Genomic DNA, 20362 nt, shown 5'->3' with positions numbered 1-20362 from the left:
CATACTAACTTGGGTAGCCTGAGTATTAACTGAATTAGCTTAAAAGCAGGACAATAAAAAACCACCTTCGATTTATCATCTAGAGTGGTTTTTTTAATGCTTAAAGCAAAGCCTGTAATTATCTTACAATGCCGCGCTCTGAATTTTTAACAAAATCGACCATCAGTTTCACAGCAGGATACTTTGCAGCATCTTCACTAAGCGACTCAATAGCTTCTTCAGCACCTAAGCTCTTACGGTAAAATGCTTTGTATGCACGGCGTACAGCCATAATTTCATCACTTTCGAAACCACGACGTTTCATGCCTTCTTTATTGATAGCCGCTGGGCCTGCTGGCATACCAATAGTAGTAACAAATGGCGGCACATCTTTGTTAACACCTGAATACATACCAATAAATGCATGGTCACCAATTTTACAAAACTGATGAACACCTGAATTACCACCTAAGATAACCCAGTCACCTACATGTACATGGCCGGCTACACTTGCATTGTTAGCAAAAATCACGTTATCGCCAATTACCGCGTCATGTGCAACGTGTGTATAAGCCATAAATAAATTATTACTACCAATTTTAGTAACGCCTTGATCTTGAATTGTTCCACGGTGAATTGTGGCACATTCACGGATAACGTTGTTATCACCCATGATCAATGTAGTTGGCTCGTTGTTGTATTTTTTGTCTTGGCAGGCTTCGCCTACAGACGCAAACTGAAAAATATGGTTGCCAGAACCAATTGTAGACGGTCCTTTAACAACAACGTGAGATTCAATAATACAGTTATCACCGATAACAACATCATTGCCAATATAACTATATGGACCAACTGAGACATTGTTGCCTAGTTTAGCGCCAGGTTCGATTATTGCTGTAGAATGGATCACTATTAAAACTCTCTTCTCGCACACATAATTTCGGCACTACATACTATTTTGCCGTCGACTCTAGCTTCTGCAGCAAACTTCCAAATGTTGCGACGTTCTTTTAAAAACTCAACATGAAGATGCATTGTATCACCAGGAATTACAGGTTGTTTAAAACGTGCGTTATCAACAGCAGCAAACAAATACAATTCGTTTTCGCTACGGTTTTCTACTGTTTTAAAACCTAATAAACCCGTTGCTTGCGCCATTGATTCTAATATTAGCACACCAGGAAAAATTGGCTGATTTGGAAAGTGCCCAGTAAAAATTGGTTCATTTATAGAAACATTTTTAATAGCATGTAAAGACTTGCCAGGTGTAAAATCAATAACACGATCAATTAATAGCATCGGGTAACGGTGCGGTAATAAACTTAAAATTTCTTGAATATCAAGGCTATTTAATTCGTTTGCCAAAATAGCATCCTTATTAGTGTTCAACGTTATGACTTAGCCAATGCTTCAAGCGCTTTAAGACGAGATTTCATGTCTGAAAGGTTACGCAAGTGAGCTATTGATTTACGCCATTCTTTGTTTGTTGTATGGGGCATACCAGATGAGTAAATACCTGGTTCGGTGATTGATTTTGTCACCATACTCATGCCGGTAATTATAACACCATCACATACAGACATGTGACCATTAATTGCAACCATGCCACCAATTTGACAGTTCTTGCCAATGGTAACGCTTCCTGCAAGTACAGTGCAGCCCGCTATTGCGGTGCCTGAATTAACTTCAACGTTGTGCGCTATTTGACACTGATTATCGATAATAACATTGCTATGAATGATGGTATTGTCCAGTGCACCACGATCAATTGTCGTACTTGCACCAATTTCAACTTTGTTGCCTATGATCACTGAACCAAGTTGAGGTATCTTAACCCACTGCCCGCGCTCATTTGCATAACCAAACCCATCACTACCTACAACACTATTTGCTTGAAACAAACAATCTGAACCAATTTCAACATCGTGATAAATAGTCACACTAGGCCAAAGCTTAGTGCCAGAACCTATTTTAACACGTTCCCCGATAAAACTGTTCGGACCAATTTGCGCGTTGTCACCTATCACTGCATGAGCTTCAATGACTGCGTTAGCACCAATAGCGGCGCTATCACTAACAATCGCTGTTGAATGAACAGTTGCACTTGGATGAATACCCGTCGAGGCTGAGCGTGGTGTTGTATCCATAAATTGCGCTAATTTTGCGTAACTTACATACGGATTAGCAACAATAATTTTGCTACCACTAAAGTACTCTGCATCGGCTTGGCTTACTATTACAGCACTAGCTTGAGTAGTCTCAAGTTGCGATCGATATTTTGAGTTCGCTAAAAATGCAATATGCCCAGAATGGGCATTTGCAAGTGTCGCTATTTTTTTTATTTCTAAAGCGCCATCACCCTGAAGTTCGGCGCCTAGAAGTTCCGCAATTTGCGAAAGCGTATAATTTTGCATAGAGTGATTATTTCTTACTAACAGCGGCTACAACTTTAGATGAAAGATCAGTCACTTCTTTAGGGTTAAAGTAAATAGTAGTGTCTTTTACTTTAACTTCGTCGAAGTCGCCGTCTTTAGCAATCTCTTCAATTGTTTTGATGATTACACCTTGAACTTTAGCAAGCTCTTGGTTTTGACGCGCTTTAATTTCTTGCTCTAAAGGGCGACCTTGTTCAGCAAGATTTTTTTGCATGCCTTGAATTTTTTCACGCAGAGTATCTTTTTGAGCTTGGCTCATCGTTGTACTTTCACGTTTAAATTTTTCAGCTTCAAAACGAATATCGCCTTGTAACTTTTCAAGCTCTTGACGACGTTCAGCAAACTCAGTTTGTAAAGACTGTTCAATTTTAGCCATTTGAGGAATTTGCTTGTAGATTTCCTGCATATCAACAATACCTACTTTGTGTGCAAATGCATTCACAGAAGTACCCATCATTAACGTTGCTAAAACTGCTACAGCTGTTGATTTAAATAATTTTTTCACAAAAAACTCCTTTAGAAAGTGTTACTAATGTTAAAGCTGATGGTTTTCGTATCGTCATCTTCTTCTTTTTGCAATGGATACGCAAAACTGATCAGCATTGGACCCATTGGAGAGATCCATTGTAATGAAAGACCGGTTGAAACCCTAAAACGCATTGGGTCTGAATAGTCATCTAATTTAGCACGTTCATCAACGCCTAAGTTTTGATAGCGGTCTACGTTAAACTCAGTATCCCATACGTTTGCAGCATCAACAAAGAAGCTAGTACGTACAGAGCTGGTATTTTCTTCATCTAAGAATGGTGTAGGAACAATTAGCTCCATACCTGCCACTGCTTTGGCATTACCACCAATACGACCTTGTGGCACTAGAATATCAAATTCTGATGCACCACCAATGCTACCGGTTGTAGTACCGTCTGCACCTGGCGTACCCGGAATAGACTGCGGTATACGCGACACAGCACGTGGTAATATTGTATTACGGTCAAAGCCACGTAGTTCCATTTCCGTTATACGGAAGTACTCTTGGAATGGAAGTGTTTGCTCATACCCGTTTGTAGAACCATAACCATTACCATAACCAAGTGCTGCACGCGTTGAGAATACCCAACGGTGGTCATTTGATATAGGCCAGTAAAAACGCGAATCGTAGTTCAGTTTAAAGTACTGAAGATCTGAGTTAGGCGTTGTTGCTGTTAAGTTTAGAGTTTGACGCGAACCCGCTGTTGGGAATAAACCACGGTTAACGGTGATACGCGACCAGCCAACACTCAGCTCATACTTAGTAAAGTCAAAGCCTGCATCTGGGTTATCTGGATCTAAGAATGTTTCACGAAGTACACGCGTTTGCTCGTACTCTGCAATATCCGAAAGCTCTTCTTTAATCCAACGGGCGCCAAAGTTAACACGATTTACAGCATCAATTGGAAAACCAATATTTGTGCCTAAACCATAACTTTTCGATTTATATTCGACAAGGCTAAATTTACTTGCATCGTAGTTTCTGTAAAAGATGCTACTGCCTTGCGATACACCATCTGGCGTAAAGTATGGGTCTGTGTACGATAAGCTTAAGCTTTCAGAACCTGTAGACGTATTAAGGTTTAAACCAATTTGGTTACCTGTGCCTAAAAAGTTAGATTCTGTTACACCAATATTAAACTGCAGACCTAAGTAAGAACCATAAGCAAGACCAGCATTAAAGCTACCTGCAGATTGCTCTTTTACAGTAAAGTCTACATCTACTTGGTCATCCACACCGGGTACAGGCACTACGTTAAAATCAACAGTTTCCATGTAAGGTAGACGTTGAATTTGCAGTTTTGAACGCTCAAGGTTTTGATTAGATAACCATGCGCCTTCAAGTTGTGTCATTTCACGACGAAGTACTTCATCTGCCGTATTTTGGTTACCACCAACAATAATACGACGAACGTATACACGCTTACCTGGATTAACCGATAGTGTTAATTGTACTTCTTGCTTTTCGTCGTCAATTTCTGGAATTGTACGCACTTCAGCATTAGCGTAACCAAAACGTGCTAAGTAGCTTTTAATAAACTCTTCAGATGAAGTAACTACAGAACCGTTATAAAGCTCACCCGCTCTAAGTGGGATAACACTTTTAATTAAGTCTTCACGGCCAAGCAAGTCACCAATAAAGTCAAAACCTTTAACTTTATATTTTACGCCTTCAGTTAAGTTAGCTGTAACGTAAACCGATTCACGTTCAGGGCTCACTGAAACTTGCGTTGAGTCGATATTAAAACGCAGGTAACCACGGTCTAAATAATAACTACGAATTTTTTCTAAATCGCCTTCAATGGTTTGCTTTTGGTAACGGTCGCTACCCATAAACTGCCACCAAGGTAAATCTTGCTGCGATTCAGCAAGTTTAAGAAGCTCTTCATTAGAAAAAAGTTCATTACCCACTAAGTTAATTTGGCGGATAGAAGCAGCATCACCTTCATCAAACTCTAACTTAAGTTTAACGCGGTTACGTGGCAGCTTAGTAATACTGATATCTACTTTAGCGTTGTATTTACCAATACTGTGGAAAAACTCAACTAAGCCTTTTTCGATACTATCGATAACGGTTTTATCAAGTGGTTCACCTTGGCGAATATCTTGCTGATCAAGAGACTCATTAAGCTGCTCGTCTTTAATGTCTTTATTGCCTTCAAACTCAATAAAGCTGATGGTAGGACGTTCCGTTACTTTAAAAATAACGTTGTTGCCATCACGAAGTGCTTTTATGTTATCAAAGTGCCCAGAACGATAAAGTGACTTTATTGTTTTTGAAATCGTATAGTCATCAACATTATCGCCTACGTTAATAGGAATATGTGTTAGCGCTGCACCAAGTGCTACGCGCTGCAAACCTTCAACTTTCAGGTCTTCAACAATAAAGGAGTTTTGGCCTAGGGCTGCAAAACTTGCACCCAATAAACTTGTTATTGCCAAATGTTTTTTTATAGCCATTTTATTATCTTTATCCTTTACAACTGTATTACCGCATAACACCTTACTAGTGGTGCTTTACAATCGTGTTCTAATTAGTAATTTGCCACGCTGTAACTACAAACGCGATACATCATTGAACAAAGCGAAACATGTTAGAAAAATGAGCAACAAGGCACCCACTTTAAAACCAAACTCTTGTGTCTTTTCAGAGACCGGCTTTTTACGAAAAAGTTCAATTATGTAATACATTAAGTGTCCGCCATCAAGCACTGGTAAGGGTAATAAATTAAATACACCCAAGTTAACGCTTATTAAGGCTAAAAAGCTTAAAAAGGCCACTAACCCATAGCTTACGCTAGTTCCAGCGCCTACTGCAATGCCCACAGGACCACTTAAATTTTTAACCGAAACCTGGCCTGTAATTAAATTACCAATCATGTCAAAACTGAGTGTAATTAAGCGCCAAGTTTCTTTTGTGCCTCGCACAATACTATCGAGCGGGCCGTAATGCCTTGTCTCTACATAGCCATCAGGCCATTGCTGTACAACAGGAGCAACACCTAAAAAGCCTTGCTCAATACCGTTATTATCAATGCGCCCTTTAGGGGTAACTGTAATGCCTTGTATAGTATCTTGTCTTTTTACACTAAATTGTAAAGATTTGTTAGCTGATTGCGTAATAAGATTAACTAATTGCTGCCAATTGCTTATTGTTTCACCGTTTACAGCCAAAATTGTGTCGTTAACTTGTAAATTAGCGTGTTCTGCGGCTGAGTCTTTAGTTACGGCGGCAATTGTTAAAGTTGCTTGAGGTCTAAATGGCACAATACCTAACGAACTCAGTGGTGGTACGTCTCGCTGGTCAAGCTTCCAACCCTCTAAATTAAGCGTTTTAACGCGTGGTTGAAGGTTTTTATCACGAACAATAACTTCAACGCTTTCTTCGCCTAAGTTAGACATAAGCGCAAATGTGGCATCTTGCCATGTCGTTATGTCATCATCACCAATTTTTATAATATGTTGAGAAGGCATAATGCCCGCCTGCTCTGCGCGACTGCCTTCGGTTATGCTGCCAACAACTGGCTTAACCGATTGCACACCTACCATATACATCACCGCAAGAGCAAAAATGGCAAACAAAAAGTTAGCCATTGGTCCCGCAGCAACAATAGCAATACGCGCTTGTACAGATTTAGAGTTAAACGACAAGTGGCGTTGATTTGCTGGTACGTCATCAACTCGCTCATCAAGCATTTTTACATATCCGCCTAATGGAATAGCGGCAATCACGTATTCGGTATTATATTTGTCATGCCATTTTAACAGTGGCTTACCAAAACCAATTGAAAAACGCAGCACTTTAACGCCCATTTTTCGTGCAACCCAAAAATGGCCATATTCATGTATGGCCACTAAAATACCAAGCGCTAAAATAAATGAGCCAAGATTCCAAAAAAAATCAAACATATTAATGCGCCACTTTTGTTATAAATTCTGAAGCGCTAATACGCGCTAATTTATCACACTCTAAAATTTCATCTAGGCTTTGCACATTGGTGTAAGTTGCAGCTTCTAGCGTCTGTGCATTTATTTTGTATATATCGGTAAAACCAATTTTACCGTTTAAGAATGCGCCCACAGCTATTTCATTTGCTGCATTAACCGTTGTTGTCGCGCCCTGCCCTGCACTACACGCATCAATCGCTAATTGTAAATTTGGATAACGAGAAAAATCAGGTTTAGTAAACGAAAAATCACAAATTTCAGAGAAGTTTAACGGTTTAACTCCCGCATTAATTCGCTCAGGATACGCAAGTGCATGGGCAATTGGCGTGCGCATATCGGGGTTACCCATTTGCGCTAAAATAGAACCATCGTGGTACTGCACCATTGAATGAATGATACTTTGTGGATGAATAACCACATCAATATCACTCGCATCACAATTGAATAACCACTTAGCTTCAATAAACTCTAAACCTTTGTTCATCATAGTTGCGGAATCTACTGATATTTTTTGACCCATCGACCAGTTAGGGTGTGCAACGGCTTCACTTACGGTTACATCTTTTAACGTATTTATATCACGCGTTAAAAATGGGCCACCAGAGCCGGTAAGCAAAATTTTACTTACGCCATGTTGCTGTAGTTTTTGATCGCCTTTGGCATTTTGTAACGAAGACGGTAGGCATTGAAAAATTGCATTATGTTCGCTATCTATTGGCAGCAAAGTGGCTTTATGTTGTTTAACTTTATCAATAAACAACTGACCTGACATAACTAAAGATTCTTTATTAGCTAGTAGTACTTTTTTACCCGCTTCAACAGCACTTAATGTGGGTAGTAAACCAGCTGCACCTACAATTGCCGACATTACAATGTCAACATCAGGATGAGCACATAAGTCACTCATTGCTTGCTCACCGTGCATAACAAGAGTTTGGCACTGAGTATTAGCTAAATACGCAGATAATTGCTCTGCGGCCTGCTGGTTAGCCATAATCGCATAAAGCGGTTCATGTTCAATACACAACTCCGCCATTTTCTTTGCATTTTGTCCTGCAGCCAAAACAAAAACATCAAATAGCTCTTTATTGCGCGACACAACATCAAGTGTACTTAAACCAATTGAGCCCGTTGCGCCTAAAATAACCAGCAATTGCTTTTGGCTCATAAACTAAGAGTCCACGCATAGCACATAACAAACATTGGAGCAGCAGCCGTTAAGCTGTCAATTCTATCTAAAATACCGCCGTGTCCTGGTAAACATCGACCGCTATCTTTTAAACCAGCTTCACGTTTAAACATGCTTTCCAGTAAATCACCTACCGCAGAAAACAACGCAATAAATGCTGTCATTATCGCGTACACAGGCCATACAACTAAATCAACATCGGTAAAGTGACAAAATGCTAATACAAAAATAATAGAAGCGACTACACCGCCTGCTAACCCTTCAATTGTTTTATTAGGGCTTACTTTAGGCATTAACTTATGTTTACCAAAACTTTTACCCGTAAAGTAAGCACCCACATCTGCGCTCCATACAATACCGAGTACCACTAAAATTAGCACCGAACCAAAATGAGTTGATTCAGCATATTGCGCGCTACGTAGTGTATTTAGTGCAAGCCATAACGGCACAAGCGTTAATAATCCTGCAATGCCGCGCATAACTAGGCCTTCATTCCACGCTTTAGCCATTTCTGGGTAGCGCCAAATTAAATAGCTAGCAACAATCCACCAAGCAAACGAAAGCGTAAATACGTAATTTGCATCACCGACTAGCTTGCCATTTTCCCATAATGATTCAATAGGCCAATGTAAATTAAGCAAGGCAAGTAAAGCGCCAATAAACACAACAAAGGCAGCACGTTTAAGCTTGTCGCAAAGGCCCATAAATGCAGACCATTCCCATGCGCCTAATAATACAATTGCACCAGCAAAGTAACTAAATAACGTAAGCGGTGTATAAAAAACCAAAGCCAATGCTAATGGAGCTAGCACTAGAGAGGTTAAAATTCGTTGTTTTAACAAAATGTGACCCTTATTCTATTTAGGTTTGAGCGAGTAATTGTTTTATTTGTTCGCCCGTACAACCAAAACGTCGCTCTCTGGCAACGTAACACGCAATGGCCTCAGCAAATGCTGCTTCATTAAAATCTGGCCAAAGTGTCTCGGTAAAGTAAAGTTCTGCATAAGCAACTTGCCATAGTAAAAAATTACTAATACGAACATCGCCACCAGTGCGAATAAGTAAATCAGGTTCTGCCTGATCTGCCATGCTCATATGCTGTGCTAAGCGCTCTTCTGTAATATCTTCTGCGTTTAGTGTGCCCTGCGCAACTTGCAAAGCAAGTTGTTTTGCCGCATTGGCAACATCCCAACGACCACCGTAATTAGCTGCAACATTTAAACGCAACCCGGTGTTATTTTCAGTCAGCTTATGCGCAGCGTCTACCTTGCTACGTAATCCTTCAGAAAATCGTGATAAGTCTCCAATAATGGTCAGTTTTACATTGTTTTTATGAAGCTTTTTAACTTCCTTTGTTAAAACAAATAAGAAAAGCTCCATTAAAGTGTTTACTTCGTCTTCAGGGCGGCGCCAGTTTTCACTACTAAAAGCAAATAAGGTTAACGATTGTATCCCTAATTTAGTACAAAACTGAACAGATTGACGAACTGCGTCTACGCCTTTTTTATGCCCATACACACGAGGTCTATTTCTAGCTTGCGCCCAACGTCCGTTCCCATCCATGATGATAGCAACATGTTTGGGTAAACATTGCTGTGAAATTGTGTCAGCATCTAGAACCATAAATATCGAGTATTCCATAAAAAAACGCCGCCTAGTATACCCTAGACGGCGTTTCAAAACTAATAAAATTAGCTGTTTAGATTTCCATCAATTCTGTTTCTTTAGCCGCTAATAGAGTATCCATTTCTTTAATAAACTTATCAGTAAGCTTTTGAATTGCATCATCTGATTGACGCGCTTCATCTTCAGAAATGTCTTTCTCTTTTAATAAACTTTTTACATCGCCATTAGCATCACGACGAATGTTACGAATAGCAACACGACCGCCTTCTACTTCAGCGCGTACAATTTTAATTAAATCTTTACGACGTTCTTCAGTAAGAGGAGGAAGTGGTACACGAATAACAGTACCTGCTGACATAGGGTTTAAACCTAAGTCAGACGCCATAATTGCTTTTTCAACAGCTTGCGCTAAAGACTTATCAAACACACCAATAGCCAGTGTACGAGAATCTTCAATTGTTACGTTAGCAACTTGGTTTAAAGGCGTTGGTGCACCGTAGTACGACACCATAATGCCATCTAAAATTGCAGGGTGTGCACGGCCAGTACGAATTTTAGATAGTTGACTACCTAGTGCAGTTACACTTTTTTGCATGCGCGCTTGCGCGTCTTTTTGAATATCGTTAATCACGGTTTAATCCTAATTATTTGATTATTTCATCTGAGGCTTGTGAAGAAATAAGTGTTCCTTCCGCTTCACCCATAATTACGCGTTTTAGCGCGCCTGATTTATTCATGTTAAATACGCTCAATGGCATTTTATGATCGCGAGCTAGAGTAAACGCTGCTAAATCCATAACTTTTAATTCTTTGTCAATAACTTCATTGTAGCTTAAATGGGTATAAAGCGTCGCATCTGGATTTTTAACAGGGTCATCACTGTATACGCCATCAACTTTAGTCGCTTTAATTACAGTATCCGCTTCAATTTCGATACCGCGTAAACACGCAGCAGAATCGGTAGTAAAAAACGGATTACCTGTACCGGCTGCAAAAATAACAACGCGACCAGTTTTTAATAAGCTAATTGCTTCAGCCCAATTATAAGCGTCACATACACCATTAAGCGGAATAGCCGACATAAGACGACAATTTACAAATGCACGGTGTAGCGCATCACGCATTGCAAGGCCGTTCATAACAGTTGCAAGCATACCCATGTGATCGCCTACTACGCGATTCATACCTGCTTCTGCAAGTGATCCACCGCGTAAAAAGTTACCTCCACCAATAACTAAACCCACTTCTACGTCGAGTTCTACTAGCTCTTTAATTTCTTGAGCCATACGATCTAAAACTTTAGGGTCGATGCCAAAGCCTGCGTCTCCCATTAAAGCTTCACCACTTAATTTGAGAAGAACACGTCTAAAAATAGGTTTGCGATTGATAATCATAGTATTGGGGCCAACTTTTATTGAATTATGGATAAAAAATAACCGCGCTTATGTTAAACATAAAAGCGCGGTTATTTTAAAGAATTTCTAGCTGCGAAGCAAAACCAAATAGTACTTTAATTGCATCTAATTTCCTTTTGCTTCACAAATAGTAATCTTACTTAGCTTTAGCAGCAGCGATTTGAGCAGCAACTTCAGCAGCAAAATCTTCTTCTTTCTTCTCGATGCCTTCACCAACTTCTACACGTACGAAGCTAGTAACTGTTGCGTTTTTCTCTTTAAGAATATCGCCAACAGTTTTCTTAGGCTCCATGATGAAAGCTTGACCAGTAAGAGAAACCTCACCAGTGAATTTTTTCATACGGCCAACAACCATCTTCTCAGCGATTTCAGCAGGCTTGCCTTCATTCATCGCGATTTCGATTTGTACTTGCTTTTCTTTAGCAACAACGTCAGCAGGTACATCTGAAGGTGTTAGGTATTCAGGGCTAGATGCAGCAACGTGCATTGCAACGTGCTTAAGTGTTTCTTCATCAGCAACACCAGCAACAACAACACCGATACGATCGCCATGACGGTACTCAACTAGGTTTTCACCAGTTACATACTGTAAACGACGTACATTGATGTTTTCGCCAATTTTAGTAACTAGCTCAACACGGTCTTCTTCAAACTTAGCTTGTAAGTCTTCGATAGAGATAGTGTCAGCAATTGCAGCGTCAGCAACTTTATTAGCAAATGCTAAGAAGCTTACGTCTTTTGCAACGAAATCTGTTTGACAGTTAACTTCTACTAGTACTGCAACACCCGCGTTTTGCTTGATGATGATAGTACCTTCAGCAGCAATGTTACCTGCTTTTTTAGCAGCTTTAGCAGCGCCACTTTTACGCATGTTTTCAATCGCTAACTCGATGTCGCCATCAGTCTCAGTTAACGCTTTTTTACAATCCATCATGCCAGCGCCTGTGCGCTCGCGTAATTCTTTAACTAGGGCAGTAGTTACAGCCATTAGTAAATCCTCAAATCTGAAATCAGGTTAGATAAGCGGGTTACCCGCTCGACAAGAATAGCAAGTCTTCACCTTAAAAAGATGAAGACTTGATGACAGCTAATTACTCAGCTTCAACGAAATCGTCTTTCTCAGCTTGAGCAACGATGTTATTCTCGCGGCCTTCAGTAATAGCAGCTGCAACAGCGCTAGTGTAAAGGCTTACAGCACGGATAGCATCATCGTTACCAGGTACGATGTAATCAACACCGTCTGGGTTAGAGTTAGTATCTACGATTGCAACAACTGGAATACCTAGGTTGTTTGCTTCACGGATAGCAATGTGCTCGTGGTCAGCATCGATAACGAAAAGCGCGTCTGGAAGACCGCCCATGTTTTTGATACCACCAAGGCTCTTTTCAAGCTTTTCCATTTCGCGGTTAAGCGTTAACGTTTCTTTCTTAGTTAACTTCTCGAAAGTTCCGTCTTGGCTTTGTGCTTCAAGGTCTTTAAGACGCTTGATTGATTGACGTACAGTTTTCCAGTTAGTCAACATACCACCTAACCAACGGTGATTTACGAAGAACTGGTCGCTTTCTAAAGCGGCTGATTTAACTGCGTCGCTTGCTGCGCGCTTAGTACCAACGAAAAGAACTTTACCTTTGTTTGCTGCAGCACCTGATAAAAACTTAAGTGCGTCGTTGAACATTGGTACAGTTTGCTCAAGGTTGATGATATGTACACGGTTACGTGTGCCGAAGATGAAAGGCTTCATCTTAGGGTTCCAGTAACGTGCTTGGTGACCAAAGTGAACACCAGCTTGAAGCATATCGCGCATTGAAACGTTTGCCATTTTATAGATCCTCTATAGTTGTTTAGGGTTAGGCCTCCACATATCCCATAGCACCAACACCGAAGTAATTAAACTTCAAATGCACCCAAGTGTATGTGACGATACGTGTGTGTGTTAAAATAAAATTGTGTTTGCCTTAAATACAAAAAATCATTTAAGAATTTATTTGTAAAAAGACGGCGCGCTTTATACCATATTAAAATTAAATACTCAACGTCGCGTGCAAAATTTGTTCTGCGACAAATGTTAAAAAATCAACTTTGGAGCCTCAATGAGCGCTATTATCAAGACCCCTGAAGAAATAGAGAAAATGCGCGTAGCTGGGCGCTTAGCGGCCGATGTACTTGAAATGATCGGCCCTCATGTAGTGCCAGGTGTTACCACCGATGAGCTAAATACACTTTGTCATGATTATATTGTTAATGTGCAACAAGCAATCCCTGCTCCATTAAATTATCATGGCTTTCCAAAATCAGTTTGTACGTCAGTTAATCATGTTATTTGTCACGGAATTCCAAATGACAAAGCATTAAAAGAAGGCGACAGCGTAAATATTGACGTAACGGTCATTAAAGATGGTTACCACGGTGACACATCTAAAATGTTCCATGTTGGTACACCAAATATTCAAGGTAAACGTCTTGCAGAAGTAACGCAAGAAAGCTTATACCTTGCTATCAAAATGGTAAAACCAGGTGTGCGCTTAGGTGATATTGGTGAAGCAATTCAAAAATATGCAGAGAGCTTTAACTACTCAATTGTACGTGAGTATTGCGGCCATGGTATTGGCGCAGGATTTCATGAAGAACCACAAATAATGCATTACGGTAAAGCCGGAACTGGCGAAGCCTTAAAAGCAGGTATGTGTTTAACTATTGAACCTATGGTTAATGCGGGTAAACGCCAATGTAAGCTTCTTAAAGATGATTGGACAGTAGTTACACGCGACCGTAGTTTGTCTGCGCAGTGGGAACATACTTTATTAGTGACTGAAAATGGTGTTGAAATTTTAACGCTACGATCAGATGATACAATCGACAGGATTATCGAACACTAATAAAAACCGAACCATTTGATAAAAGTACTTATCAAAATAAAGGTTCAACAAGGAGCCAGCCCACGTGGCATTACCCAACAAAGTAAAAAAGTTGCTTAGCGATGCTGAGCAACTTAGTGATTATCGCGATTGTTCTAGCTATTTTTATAAATGGCTACATAACGAGTTTTCTAAACAACCGGTTGGGAATTTAATTAATGCCCGGGCTGAGTTTATTGACCGCTTACTCATAAAGCTGTTTCATGTTTACGACTTAGCGCATGAGCCTGATTTAGCGCTAATTGCTGTAGGCGGATACGGACGTGGCGAGCTACATCCCTACTCCGACATCGACTTTTTATTGCTTGTAACTAAACCGCCAAGCGAAGAAATATGCGAAAAAATAGGCCAGTTTGTCACCATGCTATGGGATCTCAACTTAGAGATTGGCCACAGCGTGCGCACCATAGAACAAGCCATTGAGCAAAAACGTGAAGACGTTACTTTTGCCACCAGCTTGCTCGAAAGCCGCCTTATTTTTGGTAACCACATTGAGTTTGAAAAACTCAAGATGCATATTCTTGAAACGCCCGTATGGCGCTCAGGTGAATTTTTTACTGCTAAAGTTCAAGAGCAAAACTTACGCCACAGAAAGTGCCACGGCACCGCGTATAATCTTGAGCCAAACATTAAAGAAAACCCCGGTGGTCTGCGCGATTTACAAACCATTATTTGGGTTGCAAAAAAGCACTTTAGAACCGAAACCCTGCAAGAATTAATAAGCCACGGATACTTAACTCACGAAGAGTTTCAAGAGCTTTCAGAGTGCCTAGAAAACCTATGGAATATTCGCTTTGCACTGCATTTAGCTGCAGGTCGAGCCGAAAACCGTTTATTGTTTGATCATCAACCGCAAGCCGCCGAAATTTTAGGTTTTGGCAGCGACGGCAAAGCCTCTGTTGAGCGTATGATGAAACGCTTATTTAGAATAATGAGCCGTGTGCGCGAGCTTAACCAAATGCTACTTTCATACTTTGAACAAAGTATAATGCCCGAAAGTAGTGAAAAAACGGTGATAGAACTCGACAGAAACTTTGAACAAGTGGGCCATCAAATACGCGTAAAAGATCCGTCGGTATTTTTTAGACGCGACCAACTCTTTGTATTGTTTGAGCACATAGCCGACAACCCAGCAATAACGCATATTTACCCAAGTACTATTCGTACCATTCGCCAGGTGCGCCGTCGTTTATTGGGTGATTTACAAGATTACGCAGCCTGCCGTGAAGCATTTTTACGCTTAGTTAAACACCCTAATGGCATGGGACGCGCATTTACGCTGATGCACAAGCACGGCATGCTTGCCGCCTACTTACCACAGTGGCGTAATATATTTGGGCAAATGCAGTTTGATTTATTTCATGCCTATACCGTTGATGAGCACACCCATAAGTTAATCAAAAATATTTACGAATACTTTGATAAAACAGGCATTAGCGAGTTTCCTATTTGTAGTGAAATAGTCACTCGAATGGATAAACCAGAGCTACTTTATTTAGCGGGTATATTTCATGATATTGCTAAAGGCCGAGGTGGCGACCATTCAGAACTTGGCGCTGTTGATGCCATAGCTTTTGCTAAATTGCATGGCTTTTCATCGGCTGATGCTAAACTAGTAGCATGGCTTGTAAGTAACCATTTACTTATGTCGGTTACCGCACAGCGTAAAGATATTAACGACCCAGCTGTAATAAAAGACTTTGCAACACGTATTAAAACAGAGCGCCAACTCGACTACTTATATTGTTTAACCGTTGCCGACATACGTGCAACCAACGACAACTTATGGAACGATTGGAAAAACACCCTACTGCGTGAGCTTTATTTACACACGCAACGCGCACTGCGCTTAGGGCTCGAAAACCCAATGGATCAACGCGACCAAATTCGCGACAAAAAGCATCAAGCTAAACAGCGTCTTCTTAATTTAGGTTATCAAGAGGAACAAATTGATTTAATTTGGAGCCGCTTTAAAGCCAACTATTATACCGCTTTTAGCGAACAGCAAATATCATGGCAAACCGAGCATTTATTAAATAGCCCCGATTTAAGCCAACCAAGTGTTATTGTGTCTAACAAAGCGATGCATGGCGGTACGCAAGTATTTGTGTACAGCCCTTACTCTGGCGCACTATTTGCCAGATTAGTGAGCGTTATTGGCTCTAAAAAAGCACAAATACAACACGCTCAAGTACTGACCACAAAAGACGGTTATATACTGTTTAGCTTTGTAATACTTGAAGTGAGCGGCGACCCTATAGCCAGTGGTAGAGCGCAATCAATTAAACGTGGACTTGAGCAAGCCCTAAGCGATCCGCGTAAAAAAATTCGCTTTAAAAAGAGCCGAACTCAACGCTTTAAAGATTTTAATATTAAACCTAAAATTGTACTGCGCCCACATGCACGCAAAGACCGTAGCTTAATAGAAATTCAAGCCGTCGATATACAAGGTTTACTAACCAAAATAGCTGAAGTTTTCCAAGCGCATTTACTACACATTCACGCTGCCCGTATTACCACAGTAGGTGAACGTGCCGAGGATTTCTTTGTTGTATCAAATAACGAATACCAAGCGCTGACTGATGAAGAGCAAGCAAAAATTCATCAGGCATTACGTAAAAAATTCAACGCCGAAACAGAATAGAGGACACACATGTCAGATTTAAAAACGATGATCGAAAACGCATGGGACAACCGCGATAGTATTAGCCCAAGCACAGTATCAAGCGACGTAAAACAAGCCATTATTGACGCACTTGATTTACTTGATAGCGGCGCAGCACGCGTTGCTGAAAAAATATCGGGTGAATGGGTTGTACATCAGTGGCTTAAAAAAGCCGTTTTACTGTCGTTTCGTATTCGCGACAACCAACCAATGAACGATGGCGTAAACCAGTTTTACGACAAAGTACCGCTTAAATTTAGCGACTACACCCCAGAGCAGTTTCAGCAAGGCGGTATGCGCGTAGTACCAAACGCTGTAGCACGTAAAGGCAGCTTTGTAGGTAAAAACGTTGTACTTATGCCATCGTACGTAAACATTGGCGCATACGTTGACGACGGCACCATGGTTGATACATGGGCGACTGTAGGCTCGTGTGCACAAATTGGTAAGAACGTACATTTATCAGGTGGCGTTGGCATAGGCGGCGTTTTAGAGCCTCTACAAGCTAACCCAACTATAATTGAAGACAACTGCTTTATTGGCGCACGTTCTGAAATTGTTGAAGGCGTAATCGTTGAAGAAGGCGCTGTAATTTCAATGGGCGTTTACATCAGCCAAAGCACCCGTATTTATGACCGCGAAACTGGCGAAATTCACTACGGCCGCGTACCAGCAGGCGCAGTAGTTGTACCAGGCGCACTACCGTCAAAAGATGGCACCCACAGCCTGTACGCTGCAATTATCGTGAAGAAAGTAGACAAGCAAACACGTGAAAAAGTAGGCATAAACGCCCTACTACGCTCAATCGATGAGTAACACGTAGGTTGGGTTGAGTGAAACGAAACCCAACGATACTTTGAAGTTAAGTGTTTTAGCTGAACTTTACTTGTATATAGAAAGCTCTGAGCCCTTTGTGGGTTTGGAGCTTTTTAAATTCTTCTAAATGAAGTTTGAGTGCTGGACACCTCTACATTAAAATTCAATGAACTCAAAAGGGACTTTAAGCCTTTAACGGCCAACTCATTATTTTCTGATGGTCCTATTATAATTTCTTCAATTGAATTTTTAGGAAAAGGTACCGCTCTATATGGGGCTATAATGCCGGATTTTAAAGTTCTATACTTTAAAGGAAAAAACTCTTTCTCCCCATTCTTAAGCTCTATAAAATCGATATAAGAACATTCTATAAAATCAAAGTAATCTACTTTTGGCTCATCATTCATCACTACAAAACCTGGTGAATAAAGTGTAAAGCGAAATTCTTTTTCGTACATGAATGTTTTGTTTTTTATACTTGCAACCTCAAAAGCAATATCATTAAAAGCTGCGATAACGAGTTTGCCCAGCTTTCCATTAAGTTCGTTTTTATCTAAACTTTCATCCAGTCTGCAATCTAATACTTCAGGAAGATATTTTTCAATTAATAAATTTAGCATTTCCTTTGTTGGCTCATAAACAACATCGGCATAATCAATCAAAAATTTATGCCGTATAAAGTATTCGTTATCGTGGAATTTATCTTTATTAAACTTTATACAATATGAAGTCTGTTCTGAACCGTAAGTAAGCCAGTGATTTAAACTATCTCGCTCTGTTGTGAATGAAACTGTATAAATATCACCCAACAGATTCTCATCTAAAGTATTCCAAAAAGATGCTAAGAACATATTAGCAGAATCAATATCTGCATTTTGCAGTTTACTCTTAATATCTTTTGAAGGTATGCCTTTACGTTTAGCATAGATTTCTTCGAATTTTTCTTGTGAAAATTCTGAAAATTCCTCTCTAAGCAATTTTATCTTATCAATACCTTCTTTAATTTCTCTAAAGTCATTTAGATACTCTGTATTAGTAGCCCATAAACTTTTGCTCTCTAATATCCCTTTCAGACCCTCTGCAGACGTGTAGTGGTAAACATATTCCATATTTAAAGTCTTAAATAATTAATTTTATTTATTCTGAGTCTAACTCTTTAAGCGAAAACAATAAAATTGAATATTCTAAGACGTAAAAAGTTGGGTTTCGTTTCACTCAACCCAACCTACGCCGATAATATTATTACCGAGCTGCTGCTCATTGTTAGCAATGGCCTCCCAAAAAACAAAAAAACACTGATAAAATAAGTGCTTTTGTATAGCAACGTAGTAATTACTTTGCCCTACTTCGTCAACAAACAAGATAAACAAACCTTTCTCCCACTAAACCCCATTAAAATAAAATTTACATAGTTAACTTAGTGGTGATATAACTGAATGTGTTTTAGGAACGGAGTTGGTGATAAATCAAACCGTTAGCTGCCAGCTAAAAAATATTACTCAGCTAGCTTACCCTCACACCCTTTACTTAAAGAAAGTAAAAACCCTAACTAAAACAGTGTTTACCACATTTTAAATAACAAAAGCACAAGTAGGTTGTACTAATGGAAGAGTATTTAATCGTTAAACAAAAAAGTAGATATCCTATCGCTATTGCGGCTTTATTGCTGTTATTGGTTTTGGGCTATTTAATTAAAGTAGTGCTGTTCTCTGATGATATTCCTGAGCGTTATTTAAAGCCAATATTAGTCTCTCAAGTATCATTACCCAACGTATTAAAAGGGATTGGTACAATAGAGCCTACACAAAGAGAGCTTTTGTCTGCGCCGCTAAAAGGCAATATCAACACACTTACAATTCGTGAAGGGCAAGCTATAAAAAAAGGCCAAGTATTAGCAAAGCTGACTAACTACGAATTGGAGCAAGATATACATAATGCGAGTTATGAGCAGCTTAATTTAGAATCCCAAGTAGCTATTGATAAAAGTAATTTAGCAATTAAGCTCTCGCAAATTAAAGTCGACTTATCAAAAGCTAAAATGGCATTGCAGCAGCAAGCACTTGAATTAAATGCTAATAAAGTTTTAATGGAACAAGGTATTATTTCTGCAATTCGCTTTAAACAAAGCGAAATGCTTTACAAGCAAAGTGAACTTGAAGTTAATGCCAAAAATGGTGAACTGAGTCTATTTAAAGAGGCATTTGATCAGCAATTAATTGCGCTTGATAACAAAGTAAACATCGCAAAAAACAAACTTAGCTATTTACAAAGGCGTCAAGAGCAACTAACACTCACAGCAAACTTTGACGGTACCGTAAGTCAAAACTTAGCTAAATTAGGTCAAGCGGTTACTCAAGGGCAATCACTGTTTGAGTTAATAGAGACCGACAACTTACTGGCTAAAATACAAGTCCCTCAGTATTCATCTAATCAGTTACGAATAGGCCAAAAAGCAGACATAGTTACACCCAGTGGCACAATTGCAGCTAAGGTTGATTATATAGATACAGTAATAAGAAATGGCGCTATTAATGTGTTTTTAGTATTAAACGCCCCCCCACCATCATGGCTTAGAAGCAGCCAAGCAATAGAAGCCCATATTTATTTGGAGCAATCTTTAGTAGCTCAAAACATTAAAAAACCGAATGATTTTGATAACTACAGTCTGTGGAAAATATATGAAATAACACCCTCAAGCAAAGCTATTCTTACTCATATAAATTACAAAACGACAGAGCAGGACACTTTAAGCTTTGATGGATCGCTACAAGGTAACTATGTTTTATTACTACCAGCAGCTTATGCCACTCAAAGTTACCTTGATTTGAAAGAAGTATTTTAATGA

General features: G+C 39.8%; 19 protein-coding genes. 4 read left to right on the top strand and 15 right to left on the bottom strand.

The genetic code is table 11. The features are described 5' to 3' along the window. Positions 1-118 precede the first annotated feature (118 nt). From lpxA to rpsB, 13 genes are all read right to left on the bottom strand, one after another. The gene (gene lpxA, locus I6F45_RS08030; RefSeq protein WP_197160167.1) at positions 119-889 is read right to left on the bottom strand and encodes an acyl-ACP--UDP-N-acetylglucosamine O-acyltransferase; all 771 of its coding nucleotides are present in this window, start codon (positions 887-889) and stop codon (positions 119-121) included. Positions 890-891: 2 nt separating this feature from the next. Next, a complete protein-coding gene (fabZ, locus tag I6F45_RS08025) occupies positions 892-1344 on the bottom strand; it encodes a 3-hydroxyacyl-ACP dehydratase FabZ (RefSeq protein WP_007580997.1) in 453 nt (150 codons plus the stop codon). Between the two features lie 26 nt (positions 1345-1370). Further along, the gene (gene lpxD / locus I6F45_RS08020) at positions 1371-2393 is read right to left on the bottom strand and encodes a UDP-3-O-(3-hydroxymyristoyl)glucosamine N-acyltransferase (RefSeq protein ID WP_007580995.1); all 1023 of its coding nucleotides are present in this window, start codon (positions 2391-2393) and stop codon (positions 1371-1373) included. A 7-nt stretch (positions 2394-2400) separates the two neighbouring features. After that, positions 2401-2919, bottom strand: coding sequence for an OmpH family outer membrane protein (locus I6F45_RS08015; RefSeq protein ID WP_007580993.1), 519 nt, complete (start codon positions 2917-2919; stop codon positions 2401-2403). 11 nt (positions 2920-2930) lie between these two features. Beyond that, positions 2931-5402: an outer membrane protein assembly factor BamA gene (bamA, locus tag I6F45_RS08010; RefSeq protein ID WP_007580991.1), complete on the bottom strand. Its 2472-nt coding sequence runs from the start codon at positions 5400-5402 to the stop codon at positions 2931-2933. Between the two features lie 96 nt (positions 5403-5498). Beyond that, positions 5499-6851 carry a sigma E protease regulator RseP gene (rseP, locus tag I6F45_RS08005; protein ID WP_197160166.1) on the bottom strand — a complete coding sequence of 451 codons (1353 nt, stop codon included), beginning with the start codon at positions 6849-6851 and terminating at the stop codon, positions 5499-5501. Between the two features lies 1 nt (position 6852). Beyond that, complete coding sequence (ispC, locus tag I6F45_RS08000; RefSeq protein ID WP_165739361.1) at positions 6853-8058, bottom strand: 1-deoxy-D-xylulose-5-phosphate reductoisomerase; 1206 nt, start codon at positions 8056-8058, stop codon at positions 6853-6855. Then, on the bottom strand, positions 8055-8921 hold the full coding sequence (locus I6F45_RS07995) for a phosphatidate cytidylyltransferase (RefSeq protein WP_007580986.1): 867 nt from the start codon (positions 8919-8921) through the stop codon (positions 8055-8057). The genes ispC and I6F45_RS07995 overlap by 4 nt, the downstream gene beginning before the upstream one ends. A gap of 19 nt (positions 8922-8940) precedes the next feature. Further along, complete coding sequence (locus I6F45_RS07990; protein ID WP_007580985.1) at positions 8941-9720, bottom strand: isoprenyl transferase; 780 nt, start codon at positions 9718-9720, stop codon at positions 8941-8943. Positions 9721-9778: 58 nt separating this feature from the next. After that, complete coding sequence (frr, locus tag I6F45_RS07985) at positions 9779-10300, bottom strand: ribosome recycling factor (protein WP_231609641.1); 522 nt, start codon at positions 10298-10300, stop codon at positions 9779-9781. Positions 10301-10349: 49 nt separating this feature from the next. Then, entirely contained in the window at positions 10350-11099 is a 750-nt protein-coding gene (pyrH, locus tag I6F45_RS07980) for a UMP kinase (protein ID WP_166421109.1), read from the bottom strand. A 157-nt stretch (positions 11100-11256) separates the two neighbouring features. Beyond that, positions 11257-12108, bottom strand: a complete 852-nt coding sequence (gene tsf / locus I6F45_RS07975) for a translation elongation factor Ts (RefSeq protein WP_007580981.1) — start codon at positions 12106-12108, stop codon at positions 11257-11259. A 103-nt stretch (positions 12109-12211) separates the two neighbouring features. Next, positions 12212-12940, bottom strand: coding sequence for a 30S ribosomal protein S2 (gene rpsB / locus I6F45_RS07970; RefSeq protein ID WP_166421110.1), 729 nt, complete (start codon positions 12938-12940; stop codon positions 12212-12214). A 271-nt stretch (positions 12941-13211) separates the two neighbouring features. Between rpsB and map the strand changes: the two genes are divergently transcribed. The 3 genes from map (at position 13212) to dapD (ending at position 17517) form a co-directional block, all read left to right on the top strand. After that, positions 13212-13997, top strand: a complete 786-nt coding sequence (map, locus tag I6F45_RS07965; protein ID WP_197160164.1) for a type I methionyl aminopeptidase — start codon at positions 13212-13214, stop codon at positions 13995-13997. A gap of 64 nt (positions 13998-14061) precedes the next feature. Next, positions 14062-16680: a [protein-PII] uridylyltransferase gene (gene glnD / locus I6F45_RS07960; RefSeq protein WP_197160161.1), complete on the top strand. Its 2619-nt coding sequence runs from the start codon at positions 14062-14064 to the stop codon at positions 16678-16680. Positions 16681-16689: 9 nt separating this feature from the next. After that, positions 16690-17517 carry a 2,3,4,5-tetrahydropyridine-2,6-dicarboxylate N-succinyltransferase gene (gene dapD / locus I6F45_RS07955; protein ID WP_002958324.1) on the top strand — a complete coding sequence of 276 codons (828 nt, stop codon included), beginning with the start codon at positions 16690-16692 and terminating at the stop codon, positions 17515-17517. 113 nt (positions 17518-17630) lie between these two features. Here dapD and I6F45_RS07950 read toward each other — a convergent pair whose 3' ends face one another. Next, positions 17631-18626, bottom strand: coding sequence for a DUF2971 domain-containing protein (locus I6F45_RS07950; RefSeq protein WP_197160160.1), 996 nt, complete (start codon positions 18624-18626; stop codon positions 17631-17633). A 102-nt stretch (positions 18627-18728) separates the two neighbouring features. Continuing rightward, positions 18729-18887: a hypothetical protein gene (locus I6F45_RS07945; protein ID WP_197160158.1), complete on the bottom strand. Its 159-nt coding sequence runs from the start codon at positions 18885-18887 to the stop codon at positions 18729-18731. Positions 18888-19120: 233 nt separating this feature from the next. Between I6F45_RS07945 and I6F45_RS07940 the strand changes: the two genes are divergently transcribed. Next, positions 19121-20359, top strand: a complete 1239-nt coding sequence (locus I6F45_RS07940; protein WP_197160156.1) for an efflux RND transporter periplasmic adaptor subunit — start codon at positions 19121-19123, stop codon at positions 20357-20359. The last annotated feature ends 3 nt before the right edge of the window (positions 20360-20362 follow it).

Origin of the sequence: Pseudoalteromonas sp. SWYJZ19 (assembly GCF_015864375.1) — a bacterium.
In the GTDB taxonomy this organism is placed as follows: domain Bacteria; phylum Pseudomonadota; class Gammaproteobacteria; order Enterobacterales; family Alteromonadaceae; genus Pseudoalteromonas; species Pseudoalteromonas arctica.
The sequence above is the reverse complement of the archived record's forward strand: the minus strand, read 5'-3'. Positions and strand labels throughout refer to the sequence as shown.

What these genes read in the sequence shown, in the direction of transcription:
- lpxD (WP_007580995.1), bottom strand. Translation starts at nt 2,393, where the DNA reads ATGCAAAATTATACGCTTTCGCAAATTGCGGAACTTCTAGGCGCCGAA.
- rseP (WP_197160166.1), bottom strand. Translation starts at nt 6,851, where the DNA reads ATGTTTGATTTTTTTTGGAATCTTGGCTCATTTATTTTAGCGCTTGGT.
- frr (WP_231609641.1), bottom strand. Translation starts at nt 10,300, where the DNA reads ATGCAAAAAAGTGTAACTGCACTAGGTAGTCAACTATCTAAAATTCGT.
- tsf (WP_007580981.1), bottom strand. Translation starts at nt 12,108, where the DNA reads ATGGCTGTAACTACTGCCCTAGTTAAAGAATTACGCGAGCGCACAGGC.
- pyrH (WP_166421109.1), bottom strand. Translation starts at nt 11,099, where the DNA reads ATGATTATCAATCGCAAACCTATTTTTAGACGTGTTCTTCTCAAATTA.
- bamA (WP_007580991.1), bottom strand. Translation starts at nt 5,402, where the DNA reads ATGGCTATAAAAAAACATTTGGCAATAACAAGTTTATTGGGTGCAAGT.
- I6F45_RS07990 (WP_007580985.1), bottom strand. Translation starts at nt 9,720, where the DNA reads ATGGAATACTCGATATTTATGGTTCTAGATGCTGACACAATTTCACAG.
- I6F45_RS07940 (WP_197160156.1), top strand. Translation starts at nt 19,121, where the DNA reads ATGGAAGAGTATTTAATCGTTAAACAAAAAAGTAGATATCCTATCGCT.
- I6F45_RS07950 (WP_197160160.1), bottom strand. Translation starts at nt 18,626, where the DNA reads ATGGAATATGTTTACCACTACACGTCTGCAGAGGGTCTGAAAGGGATA.
- ispC (WP_165739361.1), bottom strand. Translation starts at nt 8,058, where the DNA reads ATGAGCCAAAAGCAATTGCTGGTTATTTTAGGCGCAACGGGCTCAATT.
- dapD (WP_002958324.1), top strand. Translation starts at nt 16,690, where the DNA reads ATGTCAGATTTAAAAACGATGATCGAAAACGCATGGGACAACCGCGAT.
- map (WP_197160164.1), top strand. Translation starts at nt 13,212, where the DNA reads ATGAGCGCTATTATCAAGACCCCTGAAGAAATAGAGAAAATGCGCGTA.
- rpsB (WP_166421110.1), bottom strand. Translation starts at nt 12,940, where the DNA reads ATGGCAAACGTTTCAATGCGCGATATGCTTCAAGCTGGTGTTCACTTT.